This is a genomic window from Fodinibius sp. Rm-B-1B1-1, assembly GCF_038594945.1.
In the GTDB taxonomy this organism is placed as follows: domain Bacteria; phylum Bacteroidota; class Rhodothermia; order Balneolales; family Balneolaceae; genus Fodinibius; species Fodinibius alkaliphilus.
Genome location: NZ_JBCFYD010000002.1, coordinates 585,114 through 603,029 on the forward strand (window position 1 = coordinate 585,114; position 17,916 = coordinate 603,029).

General features: G+C 42.2%; 17 protein-coding genes. 8 read left to right on the forward strand and 9 right to left on the reverse strand.

Features of this window, described 5'->3' with window-relative positions; genetic code table 11:
- Positions 1-57: 57 nt before the first annotated feature.
- Positions 58-1,140 (reverse strand): glycosyltransferase family 2 protein, encoded by a 1,083-nt coding sequence (locus AAFH98_RS09895; RefSeq protein WP_342522544.1) that lies wholly within the window; start codon positions 1,138-1,140, stop codon positions 58-60.
- 184 nt (positions 1,141-1,324) lie between these two features.
- Here AAFH98_RS09895 and AAFH98_RS09900 point away from each other — a divergent pair, with 184 nt between their 5' ends.
- Entirely contained in the window at positions 1,325-2,404 is a 1,080-nt protein-coding gene (locus AAFH98_RS09900; protein ID WP_342522545.1) for a hypothetical protein, read from the forward strand.
- A 448-nt stretch (positions 2,405-2,852) separates the two neighbouring features.
- Here the strand turns inward: AAFH98_RS09900 and AAFH98_RS09905 are convergent, their stop codons facing one another.
- The gene (locus AAFH98_RS09905; RefSeq protein ID WP_342522546.1) at positions 2,853-3,515 is read right to left on the reverse strand and encodes a lysophospholipid acyltransferase family protein; all 663 of its coding nucleotides are present in this window, start codon (positions 3,513-3,515) and stop codon (positions 2,853-2,855) included.
- An 82-nt stretch (positions 3,516-3,597) separates the two neighbouring features.
- Between AAFH98_RS09905 and AAFH98_RS09910 the strand changes: the two genes are divergently transcribed.
- A complete protein-coding gene (locus AAFH98_RS09910) occupies positions 3,598-4,224 on the forward strand; it encodes an O-methyltransferase (protein WP_342522547.1) in 627 nt (208 codons plus the stop codon).
- A 61-nt stretch (positions 4,225-4,285) separates the two neighbouring features.
- On the opposite strand, the gene AAFH98_RS09915 is transcribed toward AAFH98_RS09910, so the two are convergent.
- Both AAFH98_RS09915 and AAFH98_RS09920 read right to left on the reverse strand, forming a co-directional pair.
- The gene (locus AAFH98_RS09915) at positions 4,286-4,723 is read right to left on the reverse strand and encodes an FKBP-type peptidyl-prolyl cis-trans isomerase (RefSeq protein ID WP_342522548.1); all 438 of its coding nucleotides are present in this window, start codon (positions 4,721-4,723) and stop codon (positions 4,286-4,288) included.
- A gap of 78 nt (positions 4,724-4,801) precedes the next feature.
- Positions 4,802-5,872, reverse strand: coding sequence for a DUF2914 domain-containing protein (locus AAFH98_RS09920; RefSeq protein ID WP_342522549.1), 1,071 nt, complete (start codon positions 5,870-5,872; stop codon positions 4,802-4,804).
- A gap of 136 nt (positions 5,873-6,008) precedes the next feature.
- Here AAFH98_RS09920 and AAFH98_RS09925 point away from each other — a divergent pair, with 136 nt between their 5' ends.
- The gene (locus tag AAFH98_RS09925; protein ID WP_342522550.1) at positions 6,009-6,416 is read left to right on the forward strand and encodes a CoA-binding protein; all 408 of its coding nucleotides are present in this window, start codon (positions 6,009-6,011) and stop codon (positions 6,414-6,416) included.
- Here the strand turns inward: AAFH98_RS09925 and AAFH98_RS09930 are convergent.
- A complete protein-coding gene (locus AAFH98_RS09930; RefSeq protein WP_342522551.1) occupies positions 6,413-7,126 on the reverse strand; it encodes a hypothetical protein in 714 nt (237 codons plus the stop codon). The two genes, AAFH98_RS09925 and AAFH98_RS09930, sit on opposite strands and share 4 nt — an antisense overlap.
- Positions 7,127-7,211: 85 nt before the next feature.
- Here AAFH98_RS09930 and AAFH98_RS09935 point away from each other — a divergent pair, with 85 nt between their 5' ends.
- Complete coding sequence (locus AAFH98_RS09935; RefSeq protein ID WP_342522552.1) at positions 7,212-7,553, forward strand: DUF971 domain-containing protein; 342 nt, start codon at positions 7,212-7,214, stop codon at positions 7,551-7,553.
- A 97-nt stretch (positions 7,554-7,650) separates the two neighbouring features.
- Here the strand turns inward: AAFH98_RS09935 and AAFH98_RS09940 are convergent, their stop codons facing one another.
- From AAFH98_RS09940 to AAFH98_RS09950, 3 genes are all read right to left on the reverse strand, one after another.
- Positions 7,651-9,957 (reverse strand): M28 family peptidase, encoded by a 2,307-nt coding sequence (locus tag AAFH98_RS09940; RefSeq protein ID WP_342522553.1) that lies wholly within the window; start codon positions 9,955-9,957, stop codon positions 7,651-7,653.
- A gap of 47 nt (positions 9,958-10,004) precedes the next feature.
- The gene (locus AAFH98_RS09945; protein WP_342522554.1) at positions 10,005-10,709 is read right to left on the reverse strand and encodes an SDR family oxidoreductase; all 705 of its coding nucleotides are present in this window, start codon (positions 10,707-10,709) and stop codon (positions 10,005-10,007) included.
- Positions 10,710-11,011: 302 nt separating this feature from the next.
- Positions 11,012-12,433 (reverse strand): pyridoxal phosphate-dependent decarboxylase family protein, encoded by a 1,422-nt coding sequence (locus tag AAFH98_RS09950; RefSeq protein ID WP_342522555.1) that lies wholly within the window; start codon positions 12,431-12,433, stop codon positions 11,012-11,014.
- 280 nt (positions 12,434-12,713) lie between these two features.
- On the opposite strand from AAFH98_RS09950, the gene nfi reads away from it, so the two are divergent.
- On the forward strand, positions 12,714-13,409 hold the full coding sequence (nfi, locus tag AAFH98_RS09955) for a deoxyribonuclease V (protein WP_342522556.1): 696 nt from the start codon (positions 12,714-12,716) through the stop codon (positions 13,407-13,409).
- 113 nt (positions 13,410-13,522) lie between these two features.
- Here nfi and AAFH98_RS09960 read toward each other — a convergent pair whose 3' ends face one another.
- Entirely contained in the window at positions 13,523-14,935 is a 1,413-nt protein-coding gene (locus AAFH98_RS09960) for a phytoene desaturase family protein (protein WP_342522557.1), read from the reverse strand.
- 212 nt (positions 14,936-15,147) lie between these two features.
- On the opposite strand from AAFH98_RS09960, the gene mgtE reads away from it, so the two are divergent.
- Genes mgtE through AAFH98_RS09975 form a run of 3 tightly spaced genes read left to right on the forward strand, consistent with a single transcriptional unit; the run spans position 15,148 to position 17,868 of the window.
- Positions 15,148-16,530, forward strand: coding sequence for a magnesium transporter (gene mgtE, locus AAFH98_RS09965; RefSeq protein ID WP_342522558.1), 1,383 nt, complete (start codon positions 15,148-15,150; stop codon positions 16,528-16,530).
- A 19-nt stretch (positions 16,531-16,549) separates the two neighbouring features.
- Positions 16,550-17,398 carry a thymidylate synthase gene (locus AAFH98_RS09970; RefSeq protein ID WP_342522559.1) on the forward strand — a complete coding sequence of 283 codons (849 nt, stop codon included), beginning with the start codon at positions 16,550-16,552 and terminating at the stop codon, positions 17,396-17,398.
- Entirely contained in the window at positions 17,395-17,868 is a 474-nt protein-coding gene (locus AAFH98_RS09975; protein WP_342522560.1) for a dihydrofolate reductase, read from the forward strand. The genes AAFH98_RS09970 and AAFH98_RS09975 overlap by 4 nt, the downstream gene beginning before the upstream one ends.
- Positions 17,869-17,916: the final 48 nt, after the last annotated feature.

Sequence of the window (17,916 nt, forward strand, 5' to 3'; positions counted from 1 at the left end):
ACTTTACAGATAAAAATAAACAGCAACTTTCAGCTTAGATGGCTTTTAATTGCAAGATTAAAGATCCCTGTTTTTCCATTGTGCTGATACTCCCTTGTAATAATCCCCAAGTACTTGCAGGCCAAGCAGCTGGAACCATCCTACGCCTAATGGATGTAGAAGTCCATATCGAGATTCCCACCTAAACCAGCGGTCAAGCACAAAACGTTGCCCATACATTAACACAATAGCAGAACAGGCCAAAAGCAAGAGTTTCGCAGATCCCCAAAGCAGAAGAAAGGGGAGGCTTACGATAGGCAAAATAAAGGTGATAATATGCAGCAAACCCATCCCAATAAAGAGCGTGGTATTCTGGCCGAATCCTGCAAAAAAGTTTTTTCGAAATCCCTCCCGAAGTTCATTGCCCGACTCATACATCCGGCAGCTAACGGCTCTTCGACCATGATACATGTTCATCCTAAAACCGGCCTTTTTGATATTCTTTGCTAACTCCACATCTTCAACCACTTGTTGTTTTACAGATTGATGTCCGCCAATAGCTTTATACGCTTTCTTTTTAAAAGCCATAAACTGTCCGTTGGCAGCAGCAAAAAGAGGATTCATTTTCTCTTTCAAGAAATGTGGCAACCATTTTGGATCTCGGTACACATAACGGGTTGGAAGTAGTGTGAGCAAGGCAAAATAGACCAGCGGGATAACTGTTTTTTCCCAGAATGATCCCAGTTTTTGTATCGGCCACAGAGTGATAAAGTCGACAACGTCACTACCCATCGTGCGCACTACTTTTGATGTTGCTTCGGGTTCGAGCCAGGTATCAGCATCAATAAAAATGAGGATGTCGCCATAAGCGTGCTCCGAAAGCTGGTGACAGGCCCAGGATTTTCCCAACCAGTTATCGGGCTTGGGATTTCCTTCGTACACGGTAAGCTGTTCAGAGTATTGATGTTCCAGCGAATCTAAAATTTCTGACGTTCCGTCGGTGGATTCATCATCAAGTACCAAGATGTGGTAGTTGGGATATTGTTGATCAATGGCGGAACGCACGCACCGTTCAATCGAGTTTGCTTCATTGCGGGCGGGAATACAGATTGTTACGTGCGGAGCTTGTTCATCAAAATAATGGCGGGGGGTAGGTGACAAAGGTCGGAAATCCCTTCTGTTGAGGTACAGAATTCCGCTCGTAACCAATAGATAGCCCAGTGCTATGTAGAGTAAGATCGTCATCACTAAAAGGTAGTAGTGTAAGAAGTAACATCAAACAATTTGCAGGCAAACAGATACATCTATTTGCAGCTGATCGTTCAAACTATTTAATTAGCCGTTTATGAATATCCTATCCGATTTTTCGAAAGATGTACGTAGCTCTTCGCACTATTCCGGTGGTTATGAATGGTGGTACTTCGATGGTATTTCTTCGGATGATCGATTCAGTTTTGTGGTTATTCTATATGAGGGAAATCCGTTTTCTACGCGGTATAACAGGGCGCTTTTGGCGGATAAAAATCCTTCTCCCGTCGACCATCCGGCTATAAGCATTTCGATTTATGAACACGGAGAACCGATCTATTACAGTTTTACTGAGTTTGATAAGTCAGATTGTCATTTCGACGAAGAAAAGCCGCTGGTGAGGGTTGGAGATCACCAAATGGAAGGGCAGTTAACCGATGGTGAATTAAGTTATGAACTTAAGCTGAACGAGCAGTTGCCGAATGGAGATCAGCTACAGGGGACCTTCACTTTTAGAAGTGATGAAAAGAATTATTTTCTGGAAGAATCTGATCAGAGCAACATAGGGCATACTTGGAATTTAGTGCAACCTTGGGCTGAAATTACTGTCGATTTAGATCTGCAAATCAAAGAAGAACAGCGAAACGTGACATTTACTGGAAACGGTTACCACGATCACAATACTGGGCAAGAGCCCATGCGTGATGAGTTTGATGATTGGTACTGGGGACGTTTTCATTTTGGGGATACTACCTTGGTATACTACGTGATGAATCGCCGGGACGAGCAGCAGCACCGGGCTTGGTTATTTGATAATGAAACCTTTGAGGTGATAGAACATTTTAACGAGATATCGCTGGTTGATAAAGGGTTGTCGTTGTTTGGGCTAAATACGGCTCATAAGCTGGGTTTTAAATCTGGTGGCATCGAGATTCAAATTCAGCAGTCGCAGCTACTCGATAACGGCCCTTTTTATCAACGTTACCAGAGTGATGCATTTTTGAAAATAACAGAGAACCATAGGGTAGAAGTTGCACAGGGGATTAGCGAATATATTTGTCCTGATCGTATTTATGCCAAATTATTTTGGCCGTTTGTGAATATGCGGATTTGGTATAAGCCGGAAGGTTCGCACTGGGTGCAGCGTTCAAAGCAGCTTTATCGGTGGACGTGGTGATTCGTTTATTTTAGACTCCAGAGTTGTACTCTCGAACAAAATTGGGCTTAAAATTCTTGATATGAAAATTGAATATAGTTACACGGAGTGTCTCTTTTGTCTTGACACAAAAGGGACAAAAAGGTCAAGACTTTGGATTCTGACGACACGACGTTTTGCGGGTGGGATAATTTTGATGGTCCATCACGTCTGGAAGTAAATTCTGAAATTAGAACCAGTACAGAATTATCCCCTTCACCCGCTTTCACTCTGCTCAGAATCCAAGGCCGATTCCTAAAACCTTGAAGTTGGTACGAACAAGTGATCCTTTGTGGTGTCTGGTTATATAGGGTAGATAGAAAGTAGAATTTTTTATTTAGATCCCTCGGGAATCTGTATTAACAAGAAGACCTATTCAATTATTTGGATGATTAATCTTACAAGAAGTGAATAAAACACTGAGGATTTATTACAAAAACTGTTCAAACTCTCGGTCATCAAATCCGGCTTTTTTTCGGAGTTCGTTTAGCATCGTATTTAGCACATTTTCAAATTGTGCTGTTTTTTGATCTTTTGGCAAATCATCATTCAATCGAACCGGCGGCCCCACATGCAGATGAAGCTCTGGTTTATCGTGACGAATGGTATGCATGTAAATTCCTATAGGCACAAAATCTACATTATCCAGTTTTTCGTGCAGCCAAGCCAAACCTCCTTCAAAGTTCATAGCACTGCCGGCTGGTGTAATGGTTCCCTCGGGATAGATGAAAAGGCTGGCATGGTCACGTTCAAATGATTTTACGGCATAACGTAACGAGCTGATGGCTTTACGAGGATTATCCCTATCAATAGAAAAAGCCCCAATTTTTTGAAAAAGAGAATAAGTTTTCATCTGTTTATCCTCCATGAGGGCTCGGGCCTGTTGTTGGAAACGATATTCGTTAAGCATTAGCGGAATTAATCCATCCCACCAAGAGTGATGGTTCAGAAAATACACCGTTTTGCATTGCGAGCATGGCTCATATTCCTGTTTCAGCCATACCTTTTTAAATCTCCGTTTGAAAAGGAGTTTGGTGTACAGTCGAAAGACTTTAATAAAAATGGGCGATTCGTTGGCGGGAATAAAATCCACGGCGAAAATATTTGTTGAGTGTTGCTGACCTGAATATCTTTAGGCTTAACAAGAGTTTCCAGTAATAAAAAAGAATATTTCTATGGATCGTAAGGCGTTGCAGTCGTATGCCGAAGATTATACTACAGATGATTCTAAAATGGTTAAAGAACTTGTCGCTGCTTCGGATGAAGATCTGGAGCATATTGATATGTTGAGTGGCCGGGTAGTAGGGCGTTTGCTGTCGATATTGATCAAAATATCGGGGGCGAAACGAGTCTTGGAGATAGGGACTTTTACGGGGTATTCGGCACTGACGATGGCAGAGGCTTTGCCTGAAGATGGAGCCTTGTTTACGTGCGAATATAATGAGCGTTACGAAAATATTGCTCGTACATTCTTTAATAACAGTGAGTATGGTTCAAAAATTACACTCGTGATGGGGAAGGCATTGGAAACCATCCCTAAAATACCAGGTACCTTCGATTTTGTGTTTTTAGATGCCGATAAGATTAACTACCCGAATTATTACAAGCTTATTTTACCACGTTTGGAGCAGGATGGTATACTCGTTGTTGATAATGTGTTATGGGGCGGGGAGGTATTAGATCCCAAGACAGATAAGGCGGAAGCTATAGATCAGCTTAGTAGAATGATTAGGGACGACGACTTGGTAGAGCAAGTAATGTTGCCGGTGCGGGATGGGGTAACAATTGTTCGGAAGAAATAAAAAAGCCTGAATCCGAATGAATCAGATTCAGGCCTTAAATCAGTAGTGAGCGTTGAAATAATTATTCAACAATTTCAATAAGCTCAATATCGAACGTTAAGTCTTTACCAGCTAACGGATGGTTAGCATCGAGCTTAACGAATTCATCTTCAACAGCGGTAATTTGAACTGGAATGGCTTGGCCATTTTCTTGCTGTTGCATCTGTAGCTGCATGCCTACCTGCGGGTCGATATTTTCGGGCAGGTCAGACTTTGAAACTTCCAGCTCGAGATCTTCACGGCGTTGGCCGTACGCATCACCAGACTCAATATCCACGGTGGTTTCGTCGCCTTCTTCCATGCCAATAACCGCTTGTTCAAAACCGGGAATCAATTGTCCTTCTCCCAGTGTAAACTCAAGAGGTTCTCGGCCTTCGGAACTATCAAATTCAGTTCCTTCTTCTGTTAACGTTCCTGTGTAGTGCACTTTTACGGTGTCACCGTCTTTAACTTTTGACAAAATACTTTTGGTTTGTTTCCAATTGTCGTGAATGTCTCTAAATATAAGGGTTTTTAGGGAAAATTAAGACCGGCAAAATTATTGAAATACTACGGTCGATAATTGGGATTTATCGAAGGTAGAATCGCTTGTGACGGTAAAGTCAATGCGCCCTAAAACTAATCCTTCTTCTGTAGTAACGTTAACTCTCCATTTTCCATCCCATATATTTTCTTTGTATGTATATCCCCTAAAACCACCTCTACGGCCTCCAACCACTTCATATGTGATTGTATCGGTAGTATGCCACTGTTGGGATTTGGGACGATAATTTTGCCACTGGTGATTCACATTTTTAGATAAATCGGTAGGGGCAAAAACGGAAGTGTAGATAAATACAGTATCCCGTGGAGTATAATTGAATGTTTTGTCATACGATTCCCACAATTTTAGCGAGGAGGTTTGTTCGTAAGAAACGCTAAACTTATCCTCCTGTTTATCTACGTTATAGGCCACAATTCCGTTTTGCATCGACAGTGGTACGGGCGGAATTAAATTGAAGTAATAAAAAATATTGATGCCAGCATATATGGTAAAAATGATGGTGGCCATTTTGAACCAGGAAATATCATTCCGGGTAGAGGGACTTTTATGATAGATATAACTGATAAATATCAGGGAAAAGAAGAAGCTGATTAAACCTGAAATGATGAATAAAAAGGTATTCATTATTCCAAAAATGATGGGGGTAAAGAAGGTGAAAAAGGTAAAGGTGACAAAAAAATAGGCTCCAAACTGCAGATATTTGTTGGATATACGATCGCGCAGCAGCTCGTTTGATAACAGGAGGATCACCAGAATTACAAAGAATACCATGGTGCGGGTAAAGGTGACACTTTGGAAAAAGAAGATAACGTAGGCGCTGGAAAGGCCTCCCAGGAAAAACTGAACCGCCAATGGTGCATATTGTTGATAAGGTTCTAAAAAAGTGTTTTTCCAATGGTCATCGTCGGCAAGATTATAAATGTAAAGGCAAGCCGTTAAACTAATCAGGTACGTAAATAAAATGGTATTGCTGTACCAACCGTCGATACGTCCCAGGGTGAGGCTGTCCCAGATAAATCCCCCGATAAAGAACAGTACGGGTAGATATTTTTTGTGCTTGTTCAAAAATTGTTTCGTGTTTGATATCATCCCGGAATTGTTCTTAAAAAATGAAGCGCAAAATATATTATTATGATCAATGTTTCAGACTCTAATGATTATATTTGTTCATTAATTTCAAAGGCTTAATATAAGTAACGCAATGAAGGATATACTTGACAATTTAAAGACGGTGGCAATAATTGGGAGTTCGGCGAATAAATTTCGGACAAGCTATCATATTGCAAATTATTTAAAAGAAAATGGTATTCGTATTCTTCCAATTAATCCCAATTACGAGGAAGTGTTGGGGGTTAAATGTCGCGCGAGTTTAGATGAAGTTCCCAAGGATATAACCATAGATGTGGTAGATATATTTCGCAATTCGGACTATACCGCCGATATGGTTCGGGATATTATTTCTTGGTCGGAAAAAACGGGACAAAAGCCTGTGATATGGACCCAGTTAGACGTTTCTACCGATGAGGCTAAGTCATTGGCTGAAGAGGCGGGGTTTAAATATGTAGAAAATGAATGTCTTATGGTACAGCACGAAAGGTTAGCGGGCTAAAGTTCGTCTTCTGATTTGGTCATCGTCTCTTTACGATCTTGATGATACTCTTTTAGTTTTTTAGCCAGTAAGCGCTCTATCACTAATTCATCTTCCGGTGGAATATAGGTTGTAAAGTCAGTGAGTTTATCATTTTGGGTATAATACTCTATCAGTAACACATGTTCTGATTTCCAGCGATAGGCTACCACTTTTTTCCAGTAAACGCACTGATCTAAAATTAAAATGCCGTCGTCTCGAAATTCCGGGACAATCTTCACCGTAAGTCCCCAGAATCCGAAGCCCAGTAGTGATAATCCCGAGGTAATGCCAATGCCTGTGTAAGGACCTAAATGTAGAATTCCGGTACGGTAGATTCCAAAAACAATAATCAGTATCGCAATAATATTGGGAGCGGCATCGGTCCAAAACGAGCGAAAGACGTATTCAATTTCACCCACTTTCTGTTTAAGGAATACCATCTTAAAAGCAAATCCCAAAAAGAATCCTGCAACCAGAGAATACAAAAACATGGTGAAATGAGCGGCAATATCCTGGGAGATAATATCCATCCACTGTCCGGCAGAAAGCAGGGTGAGGATTATCATAATCCCCAAAAATCCATTTACTACCCGATGTTGATTTAAATGTTGCAGCCGTAGCATACGACGGTATCCCATCCAAAAGGAAAGCAAAAATGAAAGTCCTAAAAATGTGATTATGAGATACATTCCCGTATTTATTTTAAATGATTAAAGTGTTGGAATCCATGAGAGGAACGCCTTACCTTTCGACATAATATAATAAAAGAAGACTATGCAAAGCGATATTATACCTACTGGAATTGAAGTTTCTAACAGCGACCAGATTCTGGAAATAGACTGGTCTGACGGACACCATTCAGAGTACGCTCTTTTTGGATTGCGAAAAAACTGTCCCTGTGTAATGTGTCGGGGCGGACATGGAAATATGAATACTTTTGACCGCTCACTTTTTTTTGTAGAGCCAACCCAGCATTTTGAGATTGAGGATATCAAACAGATTGGCAATCATGCTATTAAAATTTTCTGGAATGACGGCCATAACAACGGCATGTACCAGTGGGAAACGCTGCGTGATATGTGCCCGTGTGAAGAATGCTATCCAGAGCAGGATTGATGAGGTTTTTCCATCTGATCCCTGGGTTTGTGATCGGATGGAAATTTAAGAAAGAATTAATAACGCAAACGGATGTTGGATGAGATAAGGGGATATGCTAATTCTCTGAAAGAATTTCTTCAAGCTCAACATTGGTTTGCCAAATCGTAGCATCCGAACTGAATACTGAATAGGGGGCAGGAATAATGTGATTCGGTCGCGCCTGATAGTTTTCAATGGATTCTGTGGGAAGATTAGAATCGACAAAAGTAAATTGCAACGAAGGGGCTCTCTGAGTTTTGAGATACCTGATGCTTAGCTCTACCGGCTCGGAAAAATCAGTGAAATAGTAGAGATATTGTCCCATTTCTTTGGCATCAAAAATGGCCTTTCCTTCAATTTTAATTTGTGATGTCGAAGTATTTCTCCAATCCATCTTCATAGCAATACCTTGCCCCGCATTCATCCGTAGAGTCAAATGTCGTTGAGAATTAAAACTGCTGTCACTAATGATTTCAAACTCAGGCCGGGGAATATTTGCAGTAGCTGTTTTTTGATAAAGAACCTCATCACCAAATGGTAACGAGATACCTGGGAGGGTTCCGGTTTGATAATTATCTGATAAAAATTGCTGTGTCCATTCATCGACATGGGGATCGCGACTCACCCAATAGGCTGTTTCTGAATCCAGATTCTGAACAAAATTAACGCTGTTTTGTTTTTTATGGGAATTGTCAAAGCCAGAGGTGAAAGAAGCAGCAACGAAACAGGTAAGGGCTATAGCGGTAAGTCCACCGCTCCATTTGAATTCATGGTTTTTGATGATTTGAGTAATAAGCGGCCATGTTAATCCGATAAGCAGTCCCAATAAAATCATACTAATGAAGAGCATTTCAGTAGTAAGCATAATTTGTACCAGCCTGATGTAGGGCGAAATGATAAATAATCCCCAGAAGAATGCGACGGCTAAAATAAGGCTGGATTTCCAAGAAAAGGTCGTCAGATCATCCCCCAAAATTATCCATCCGACAAGTGCCATCAGCACCGGCCATGTAAAAATGTAGGAAGCTGTGGGCAGGTACCAGGCTGTGATGAGGGAGAGGAGGATCCAGATGGTAAACGGGCCGCTAATGAGTGGTTGAATGGTGAGTTTAGTTTGAATCCAGCTATAAATCCCGACAAAAATAGCGCTGACCAAAAGCGAAAATGCCCAGAAGTACCAGGTGTGATTATAGACTTCGCCCTGGATAATCCATTCGTAACTGGGATGTAGCGCTTTGATTACCTGCCAGCCGTAAAAGGTGAAGAGGCCACTGATTGTAATCGTTATCAGGAATAGAATCAGGCTCCCCAAATATGTTCCAACAGTGATTCTCTCAGTACGAAAAAGAAAGATAAGGTAAGCAATAAACAGCAGGGCTGTAATGACGGCCAACGGTAAAGACCACCCCGAAGGATAGTAAAGCAGTCCGCCGGTGAGGTTGTTGAAATAGACAAACTCAGTGTTGCTTTGTTGTTGGAAATCGGTGTTTCCAAAATAGCGGACATTCCCCAAGAGATTAGAACCGTGGTGTTGCATAGAAGCCAGTGAGAGGTTCTCGGGGGTATCGAGCATGGTGTGGTAATGAAGAAAGTCTTTGGTAAAAGCGAAATTAAGTCCGTTAAGTCCTGCTCGCTTAGTTACCGACATATCGGTATCGTTCGGCAAGATCTTGTACACAGTATACATGAGGGAATTAGCTACGGGATAGGGCGTGGCTTGGGCAAAATGGGGGATAAGGTGACCGTTGTTTTCACTGGTTTCGAACATCATCGATGGACCGCTGGAACCACGTGACTCAAAGTTGAGAACCAAGTCGATTTCCTGTAGCTGTTCGTATTCATCCGCAAAAAGTTCAGCACCCAACAAACCACGCTCCTCACCATCGGTTAAAAGAATCCATACATCATTTTGCAGGGGCTGTTTTTGGGATTTCAGAGCTCGCAAGGATTCCAAGATAGTAGCTATGCCCGAGGCATCATCACCGGCCCCATAGGTGTTGGGTTTGGAATCGTAATGGGCCATCAGCAGAATTGTCCTCTGTGGGTCAGAGCCTTCCATTTTGGCAATGATGTTATTCGTGTTACCCACCAGTCCGCGATCAAAACTGGAACCAATGCCGATACCGGATTGTACTGTTGGTTCTACGCCCAGTTGACGAAGTTTATCCATAATATAGCTTCGGGAACTGTCATTAGCTGCAGTACCCAGTGGATGAGGAGTCTGTGCCAGTGCTTTTATATGTTCAAAAGCGCGTTCGGCTGAAAATTCAGTCTCAGGATTCGATTCAGGTTTGGGCTCCGGCGGTTGGATGAGGTAAAAGCTGAACCATACCGAAAATACCAATATAACTCCTAAGACAAGCCGATGTTTTATTGTCTGCATAAGGGGATAAAGTTAGGGGATGCTGTTATGCATCCCCGTTATAAATATTATTGTGGATTCGTTGCCCACACGCTGGTTTCAGTAATAAAACCGCGGTCATGTAGCGACAGCATGTTACAAATTGCCTTGGCAATATCATCAGCAATCAATTTTGTGGGGTTGAAATCACGTCCACCGCGCCCTGCTTTGTCAAAGAATTCTGTCTGTACCTCACTCGGATTGATTTGCATCACGCGAATGTTGTGGGGACGTAATTCGGCTCTCCAACACTCAGTCATACCGCTGAGTGCAAACTTGCTGGCACAGTAAGCTGTTCCGCCTTCGAACCCACGCTTGCCTGCAGAAGAGGAGACATTAATAATATTTCCATAATCTTGATCTGCAAAGTGTTTGGCACATTCGCGGCCCACCATCATAGCACCAACCGTATTCACCTGTAGTACACTTTTTAAGGCTTTTTCGGATAAGTCGGTTAGCTTTGAAAATTGCCCATAGCCCGCATTATTGATGAGTACATTGAAGCCATCAAGCTCATCGATTGTCGACTCAACCATATTAATAACTTGATCTTCTTCGCGAACATCACATTGTACAGGAATCGCCCCGATTTCTTTGGCTGTAGCTTTTAACTTATCCATTCCACGAGCTGCAATAACCGCTTCTCCACCCGCTTCGATAATGGCTTTTGCCGTTGCCTTTCCAATGCCCGAGCTTCCACCCGTTACCAATGCCTTGATATTAGATAATTCCATAGCTGAACAGTTATAAGATTAGATACTAAAATTTTGATGTAATATTTGCAGTAAATCGTTTAGATACAAATTGAGGTTATCACACAACATTACCGTGAGGGATCAGGATTTACACAAAATGATAATACTCTGTGTCATCCTGCATATATTTCAGGATCGTCACATTATTTATTTTTAGTCAATACCAGATGCTGAAACAAGTTCAGCATGACATGCTGTTGGTATTAATAATGGAATTAATATTCAAAGTATAACTTTGTGATTCTTTGAGTCTCTTTCGTGTAACTTTGCGCTATAATTAATTACGCAATTAAGGATTGAGCTAAATTTTGTATCAGTTTCCACGCCTCATCCACATGACGTTCTTCTAAGTTTGTGTTACCCAGTACGATGCGAATCGTATATTTGCCATTAAGCTTTGTATGGGTTAAAAACAGCTTCCCGCTGTCCTGAATTTGGTTAAGCAGTTTTTCATTTAGTTCGTTTAATTTTTCCTCATCATCAATGTAATTCGGATGAAAACGGAAGCAAATTGCGTTAAGTGGAACGGGAGCTAATAGTTCAAAATGTTGGTGCTGCTCGATTTGGTCTTTGAGATTCTGAGCCAGCGAAATATGTTGACGAATTTTATTTTGTAATCCCTCAATACCAAAACTTCGCAGTACAAACCATAGCTTGAGTGCTCGGAATCGACGTCCCAGTGGAATCCCCCAGTCGCGATAGTTTTTGACGCGCTGATCTTCAGGGGTCTTCAAATATTCCGGCATAATCTCAAACGTGCGGACGAGCAGTGCCTCATCCTGTACATAAAACGCCGAGCAATCAAAGTTGGTAAACATCCACTTATGGGGATTAAAAACGAATGAGTCAGCCAACTCAATTCCTTCATTCATCCACCGCTTTTTGGGAAGCAGCAGGGCCGTACCGGCATAGGCGGCATCCACGTGGAGAAAAATATCATATCTTGAACAAATTTCGCCGATTTCTTTTAGTGGATCAATGGCGGTCGAGCCAGTTGTGCCAATGGTAGCAACCACGGCTGTGGGGGTAAACCCATTTTCTAAATCTTTGCGGATTGCCTTTTCCAGTGCATCCGGCTTCATCGCGTAGTTTTCATCCACTTGAATCTTGCGGAGGTTTTGACGCCCAAATCCTGCAATTTTCACATCCTTTTCGATGGATGAGTGTGTTTCTGATGAACAATAAATCCTAAATGTCTCACCTTTTGGAAATCCTGATTCGTTGACTGTAAAGTCAGTAATCTTTTCGCGGGCCATTAGTAAGGCGCAAAGGGTGGAGGTTGAGGCCGTACTTTGAATGGCTCCTGTAAATACTTTTGGTAGCCCGATGGCTTTCCGAAGCCACTCCATTACTTGTTCTTCAAGCTCGGTGGCGGCGGGGGAGGTTAGCCAACTCATGCACTGAGCACCAAGGGTAGCAGTCAGCATTTCGGCCAGTACTGATGGAAAACTGGTATTGGCGGGAAAATAGCCCATAAAATTGGGACTCTGCCAGTGGGTCATGCCGGGCATGATGATGTTTTGAAAATCATTAAACTGCTTTTCGAAAGATTCGGCTTCTTGGGGAGCCTCCCCGGGAAGTTGTTCTAAGATATTACCTGGATCTACATCTGGCTTTACAGGATAGTTCTCGACTTCTTCGAAATAGTCAGCCATCCAGTCGACGAGTTGGTGGGCATTTTCGCGGAATTCATTGTTATCCATTGGGTCTGCTAATTTCCTGAGTTAGTATCTAAATTTTATTATGTGCTTATAATACTGTTCATTTTTCAATGACGAAAAGATGAACTAAAAAAGCCAAAGACTACACGCTATTTTACGGCAGTTATATTTTTACACGAAGCAAAATTTTGATAGTCTTATTCTATCTGAGGCGATAACTGTTTTTAATTGGTATTAAAGTATTTTTTGTGTCTCAATCCAACTTGTTTAGCATTGATCCTGAGGCTAAGTAATAGAAAATATTTATTATGGAATTTAGTTTATGAACCGTTTAGAGCATTATAAAACTATTGATCCTGCAGAGGCGAAGCGCCTGCAAAAAGAGTTACGTCAGCAAATAGTATTAGAGCCGCTGGCGGAGCCGCCGAAATACATAGCCGGTGCGGATATTTCCTTTAATCGCAATTCAGATGTGATGCATGCTGCTATCGTTATATTGGAGTTATCCACGCTACAACCAGTGGCTCTGTCATTAATTTCTGATGAAACTACCTTTCCATATATCCCGGGATTGTTAGCGTTTCGAGAGATACCGGTACTTTTGAAGGCGTGGAGTCAACTTCGGCTTAAACCGGATGTATTGATCTTAGATGGACACGGTATCGCACATCCCCGCCGGATGGGCATTGCTACTCATTTTGGCATTGAGATTGATCATCCAACCATAGGCTGTGCAAAGAATATATTGACTGGCACGCATAGTGATATAGGAGTTGAGAAGGGAGATAAAGCCAATATTTTGGATGGCAATGATAAAATTGGAATAGCATTGCGGAGCCGGACAAATGTAAATCCAATTTATGTATCGCCGGGACATATGTGTTCTTTTGGAGATACCTACGAAATTGTGATGCAATCATTGACGAAATACAAGCTTCCTAAAACTACCCGATTGGCGCATCAATGGGCGAATAAATTACGGAAAGGGGAGGCCGAAGAAGGATATATAGAGGTCTAAGGAGTAGGTAGCAGTTTTGTATGTTAAATTTTTATGCTGAGAGAAGAATTTAAAGATTTGAAAATAATTAAAAGGCCACTGACTAATAACTGCGTACGGCCTACTGTCATCTGTTATATCCGTCTCAATACCGATTCTGCCGCGTGATAACCGCACATGCCGTGGACTCCGCCACCTGGGGGAGTGGATGAGGAAGCGATATACATATTGGTTTTGGGGATGTAATACGGATCAAAAAGTCCGGTCGGACGCGTAAATAATTGCGTAATATCTGCACGCCCACCATTGATGTCACCACCTATATAATTGGGATTATAGGACTGCATCGCTTTCGTATTCATAGAATGCATATCGATAATACAATCTCGAAATCCCGGGGCAAAACGCTCTATCTGTTGAATAATAGGCTTGGTCATATTTTTGGTTGATCCATTGGGTACGTGACAGTATGCCCATCCGGTGTGATTGTCCGAAGGTGCTCGGCTGTTATCTCCCAAACTTTGTTGTGCAACTAAGACATATGGTTTTTCGGGATGTTTCCCATTGGCTGATTGTTTCTCTGATATGGCAATTTCTGCGAGCGTACCACCTACATGTACAGTACCTGCTTTTCGGCAGAGTTCATCTTTCCAGGGAATGGGATCACTGAGAGCAAAATCCAATTTAAAAACGCCTTGCCCATATTTATAACGTTGCAATTTTTGGGCGTAGGATTGCGGAAGATGTTTGCCAGCAATATCCAAAATTTGCTTGGGCGTATTATTAAAAAGAATGGTTTGGGATTCAGGCAGTTCATCAACAGAAGTTATTTCAACGCCGGTTTCGATTTCTCCGCCCAGCGATTGAAAATGTTGAGCCATTGCATTGGTAATGGCTTGTGATCCGCCTTTAGGATATGGCCAACCAACGGTGTGGGCAGCTGTGCCCAGCACCAACCCAATAGCAGCCGTAGCAATATCATCAAATGGCATAATGCCATGAGCAGCGATGCCAGCAAAAACGGCCCGTGCTTTTTTTGTTTGATATCGTTTTGCAAACCCATTAGCAGATCGTAAGGCTTTTAAGCCGAAACGAGCCATCAATATGGGATTATTGGGAATGGGTGAAAAGGGGGCTAAAATGTCAGTGAGGAGTTCATCCCAGGAATCAATAAAAGGAGTAATCCACTTTTGATAGGTTTTGCCATCTTGGCCAAGGTGATCTATCGTTTTATCCAGTGAACGAAACAGGGCTCCGGCAGGCTGGTTATCTAAAGGGTGGGCCACTGGCACCTCAGGTTGAATCCATTCGAGTCCGTACTCTTCGAGTGGAAGACTTTTTAAGAATGGTGAAGCCTTAGCCAACGGATGGATAGCTGAACACACATCGTTATAGAAGCCGGGTTGGATCAGCTCTTGAGTACGTGTGCCGCCTCCAATGGTATCAGATTTTTCAAAAATTTTAACCGAAAGTCCTTTCTGTGCAAGATGAATTCCTGCGGCCAAACCGTTGGGACCGGAACCTATGATAATAGCGTCGTAGCTCATTGACTTTTTTCCCGATTATAATTGAAGTGCTAAAAAATTATATCCAAAACTAATCATATTTAAGAATGAAAGATAACTAAAACCATTTTTGTGATATTCTAAAACCTATTCTTACATTCCGAACGAAATCATTGAGAGTAAGTCCAGTAATAGAGTATCTTTTGTAAATTATTATAATGACTGTAATAGTCGATATATAAGTAATAGTTCTTATGATAGTTGACCTGTTAAAACCGGAATTTGAAGAGCTAATCAAAGAGAAAGACTGGGTAGCTCTTAAAGATATTCTGAATGACGTACCAGCTGTTGATGTAGCCGAATTATTGGAGGAGCTGGATGCCGAGATCGCTATCGTTATTTTTCGGTTGCTTAAAAAGCAGAAGGCAGCGGATGTTTTTACCTACCTGAGTTCGGGGAAAGGATTGGAACTTCTCAATATGTTTACTGCACAGCAACTCAGTGAGGTAATGTCGAATTTGGAGCCCGACGAGCGTGTATCGCTGATGGAGGAGCTGCCCGGGCATCTTACACAGCGGGTAATGAATTCACTGAACGTAGAAGATCGAAAGCAGTCGCAAAAGCTGCTCGGATATCCCGAAGAAAGCGTGGGGCGACTGATGACGCCACGTTATGTAAAGGTCAAAAAAGATTGGGCCATCCAACGGGCGATGGAGCATATACGGAAATTTGGCCATAGTGTTGAGACCGTAAATGTTATTTATGTCGTGGATGCCGATGAGCACCTGATTGACGACCTCCGGTTGAATCAGCTCATTCTGGCCGATCCGGAAGCACCCATTTCGTCGCTGATGGATGAAAGTTTTGAAGCTTTAAGCGCATTTGACGATCAGGAGGATGCGGTAAAGATGCTGAGTAAGTACGATCGCGTAGCAATGCCGGTAGTCGATTCGGATGGGATACTCGTGGGCATTGTTACTGTTGATGATGTTATTGATGTTGCCGAGGAGGAAACGACCGAGGATATGCAGTTGATGGCTGGGATGAGCGCGCTGGATGATTACTATTCTGAAACATCCGTTTTTCATATGGTGAAGAAACGGGTGGGATGGCTGATTATGCTTTTTATGGGACAGATGCTCACTGTTACGACTATGGCTAATTATGAAGAGGCACTGGCTGCCGCAGCAATGCTTTCGTTTTTTATCCCCATGATTATTTCGAGTGGTGGTAACTCGGGATCCCAGGCGGCTACGTTGATTATCCGTGCGATCTCAACTGATGATATTAAGCTTAGCGATTGGGGGATGGTGCTTAAAAGAGAATTATTATCTGGATTTATGTTGGGATCTTTTTTGGGAGTTTTGGGATCAATTGTCATTGCAACTTGGATGGTGATGCGAGGTGATCCGCTTTCATATGGGCTAATTTTACAGGCATTAACGGTTGGAACCAGTTTGGTAGGGGTTGTTGTATTTGGGAATCTAAGTGGATCGATGTTACCTTTTATTATGTCGCATTTTGGGTTAGATCCGGCGGTAACGTCAGCTCCTTTTGTGGCAACGCTGGTTGACGTAACGGGTATCATTATCTACTTTTCAGTTGCATTATTATTACTGCAGGGAGTGGTTTTATAACTTTAAAATAATAGGGTATATGAAAGCATATTTAGATCTTGTCCAAAGTGTATTGGAAAATGGTGTTAAAAAAGAAAATCGTACTGGCATCGATACTATTTCCAATTTTTCAGAGTTTTATAAAGTCGATTTATCAGAGGGATTTCCGCTGCTGACGACCAAGAAAGTATATTTTCGGTCGGTTATCTTGGAATTGTTGTGGTATCTGCGTGGCGAAGATCATATTCGGTGGCTGCGCGATGAAAATGATTGTCATATTTGGGATGATTGGGCAGACGAAGACGGCCACGTTGGACCTATTTATCCGGTGATGTGGCGGCGGTTTCCTTATCATGAAGAAGAGGAAATTCATTTTGAAGGAGATGCATCTCACATCTGTAAAACAGTGTTGATCAAAAAGGAGTTTGATCAAGTGCAGCGGGCGATTAAGATGCTTAAAGAAAATCCCAACAGCCGACGCATTGTGGTGAGTGCATGGCACCCGGGATTGCTTGACCAGATGGCCCTGCCACCGTGCCATGTAATGTATATTTTTAATGTTACCGATGGAAAATTAAATTGTCATCTGACCCAGCGATCTGGAGATATAGCCCTTGGTATTCCGTTTAACCTGGCTTGTTATTCCGCGCTTACGATGGCGATAGCCAATGAGGTTGGGCTCGAATACGGTGAATTTGCACACACTATTGTAGATGCGCATATCTACGAAAATCATGTTGATGGATTGAAAGAACAGCTCACTCGTGAACCACGTCCATTGCCAACTTTGGAAATTGCCGATAAACCGGTTGATGATCTCGAATTTGATGATTTTGAGCTCAAGGATTACAATCCACATGATTCTATCAAATTTGAGGTGGCTGTATGACGCTGGCAGCCATTGTAGCACATGATCCCAATTTAGTGATTGGCCAAGACGGCGACTTGCCGTGGCACTATTCCGAGGACCTGAAATATTTTAAACGCACGACTATAGGGCATCCGCTTATTATGGGACGCGTGGTGTTTGAAGAGCTGGGAGAGAAACCGCTGCCGGGGCGTGAAAATATTGTACTCAGTCGCTCCCGTACTTATGATCATGTGCCCAGTTTTTCCTCTTTCGATGATGCGTTAGAATATGTTCAAGAGGAAGAACTCGTTTTTTTGATTGGGGGTGGTGAAATTTATAAGCAGTTCCTCGATCAGTGCGACAAACTATTTGTGACAGAAATCCACGAAGAATATGATGGAGATACCTATTTTCCCGAGTACCGTGATCAGATTGGGGTAACTTGGAAAGAGATTAAAAGAGATGATAGGGATGAGCTTTCTTTTGTGGTATACAAGCGGATGGATTAAAAGTTGGATGCTGAACAGTTGTAGTTAGAACTTGCAACCCGCAACCTT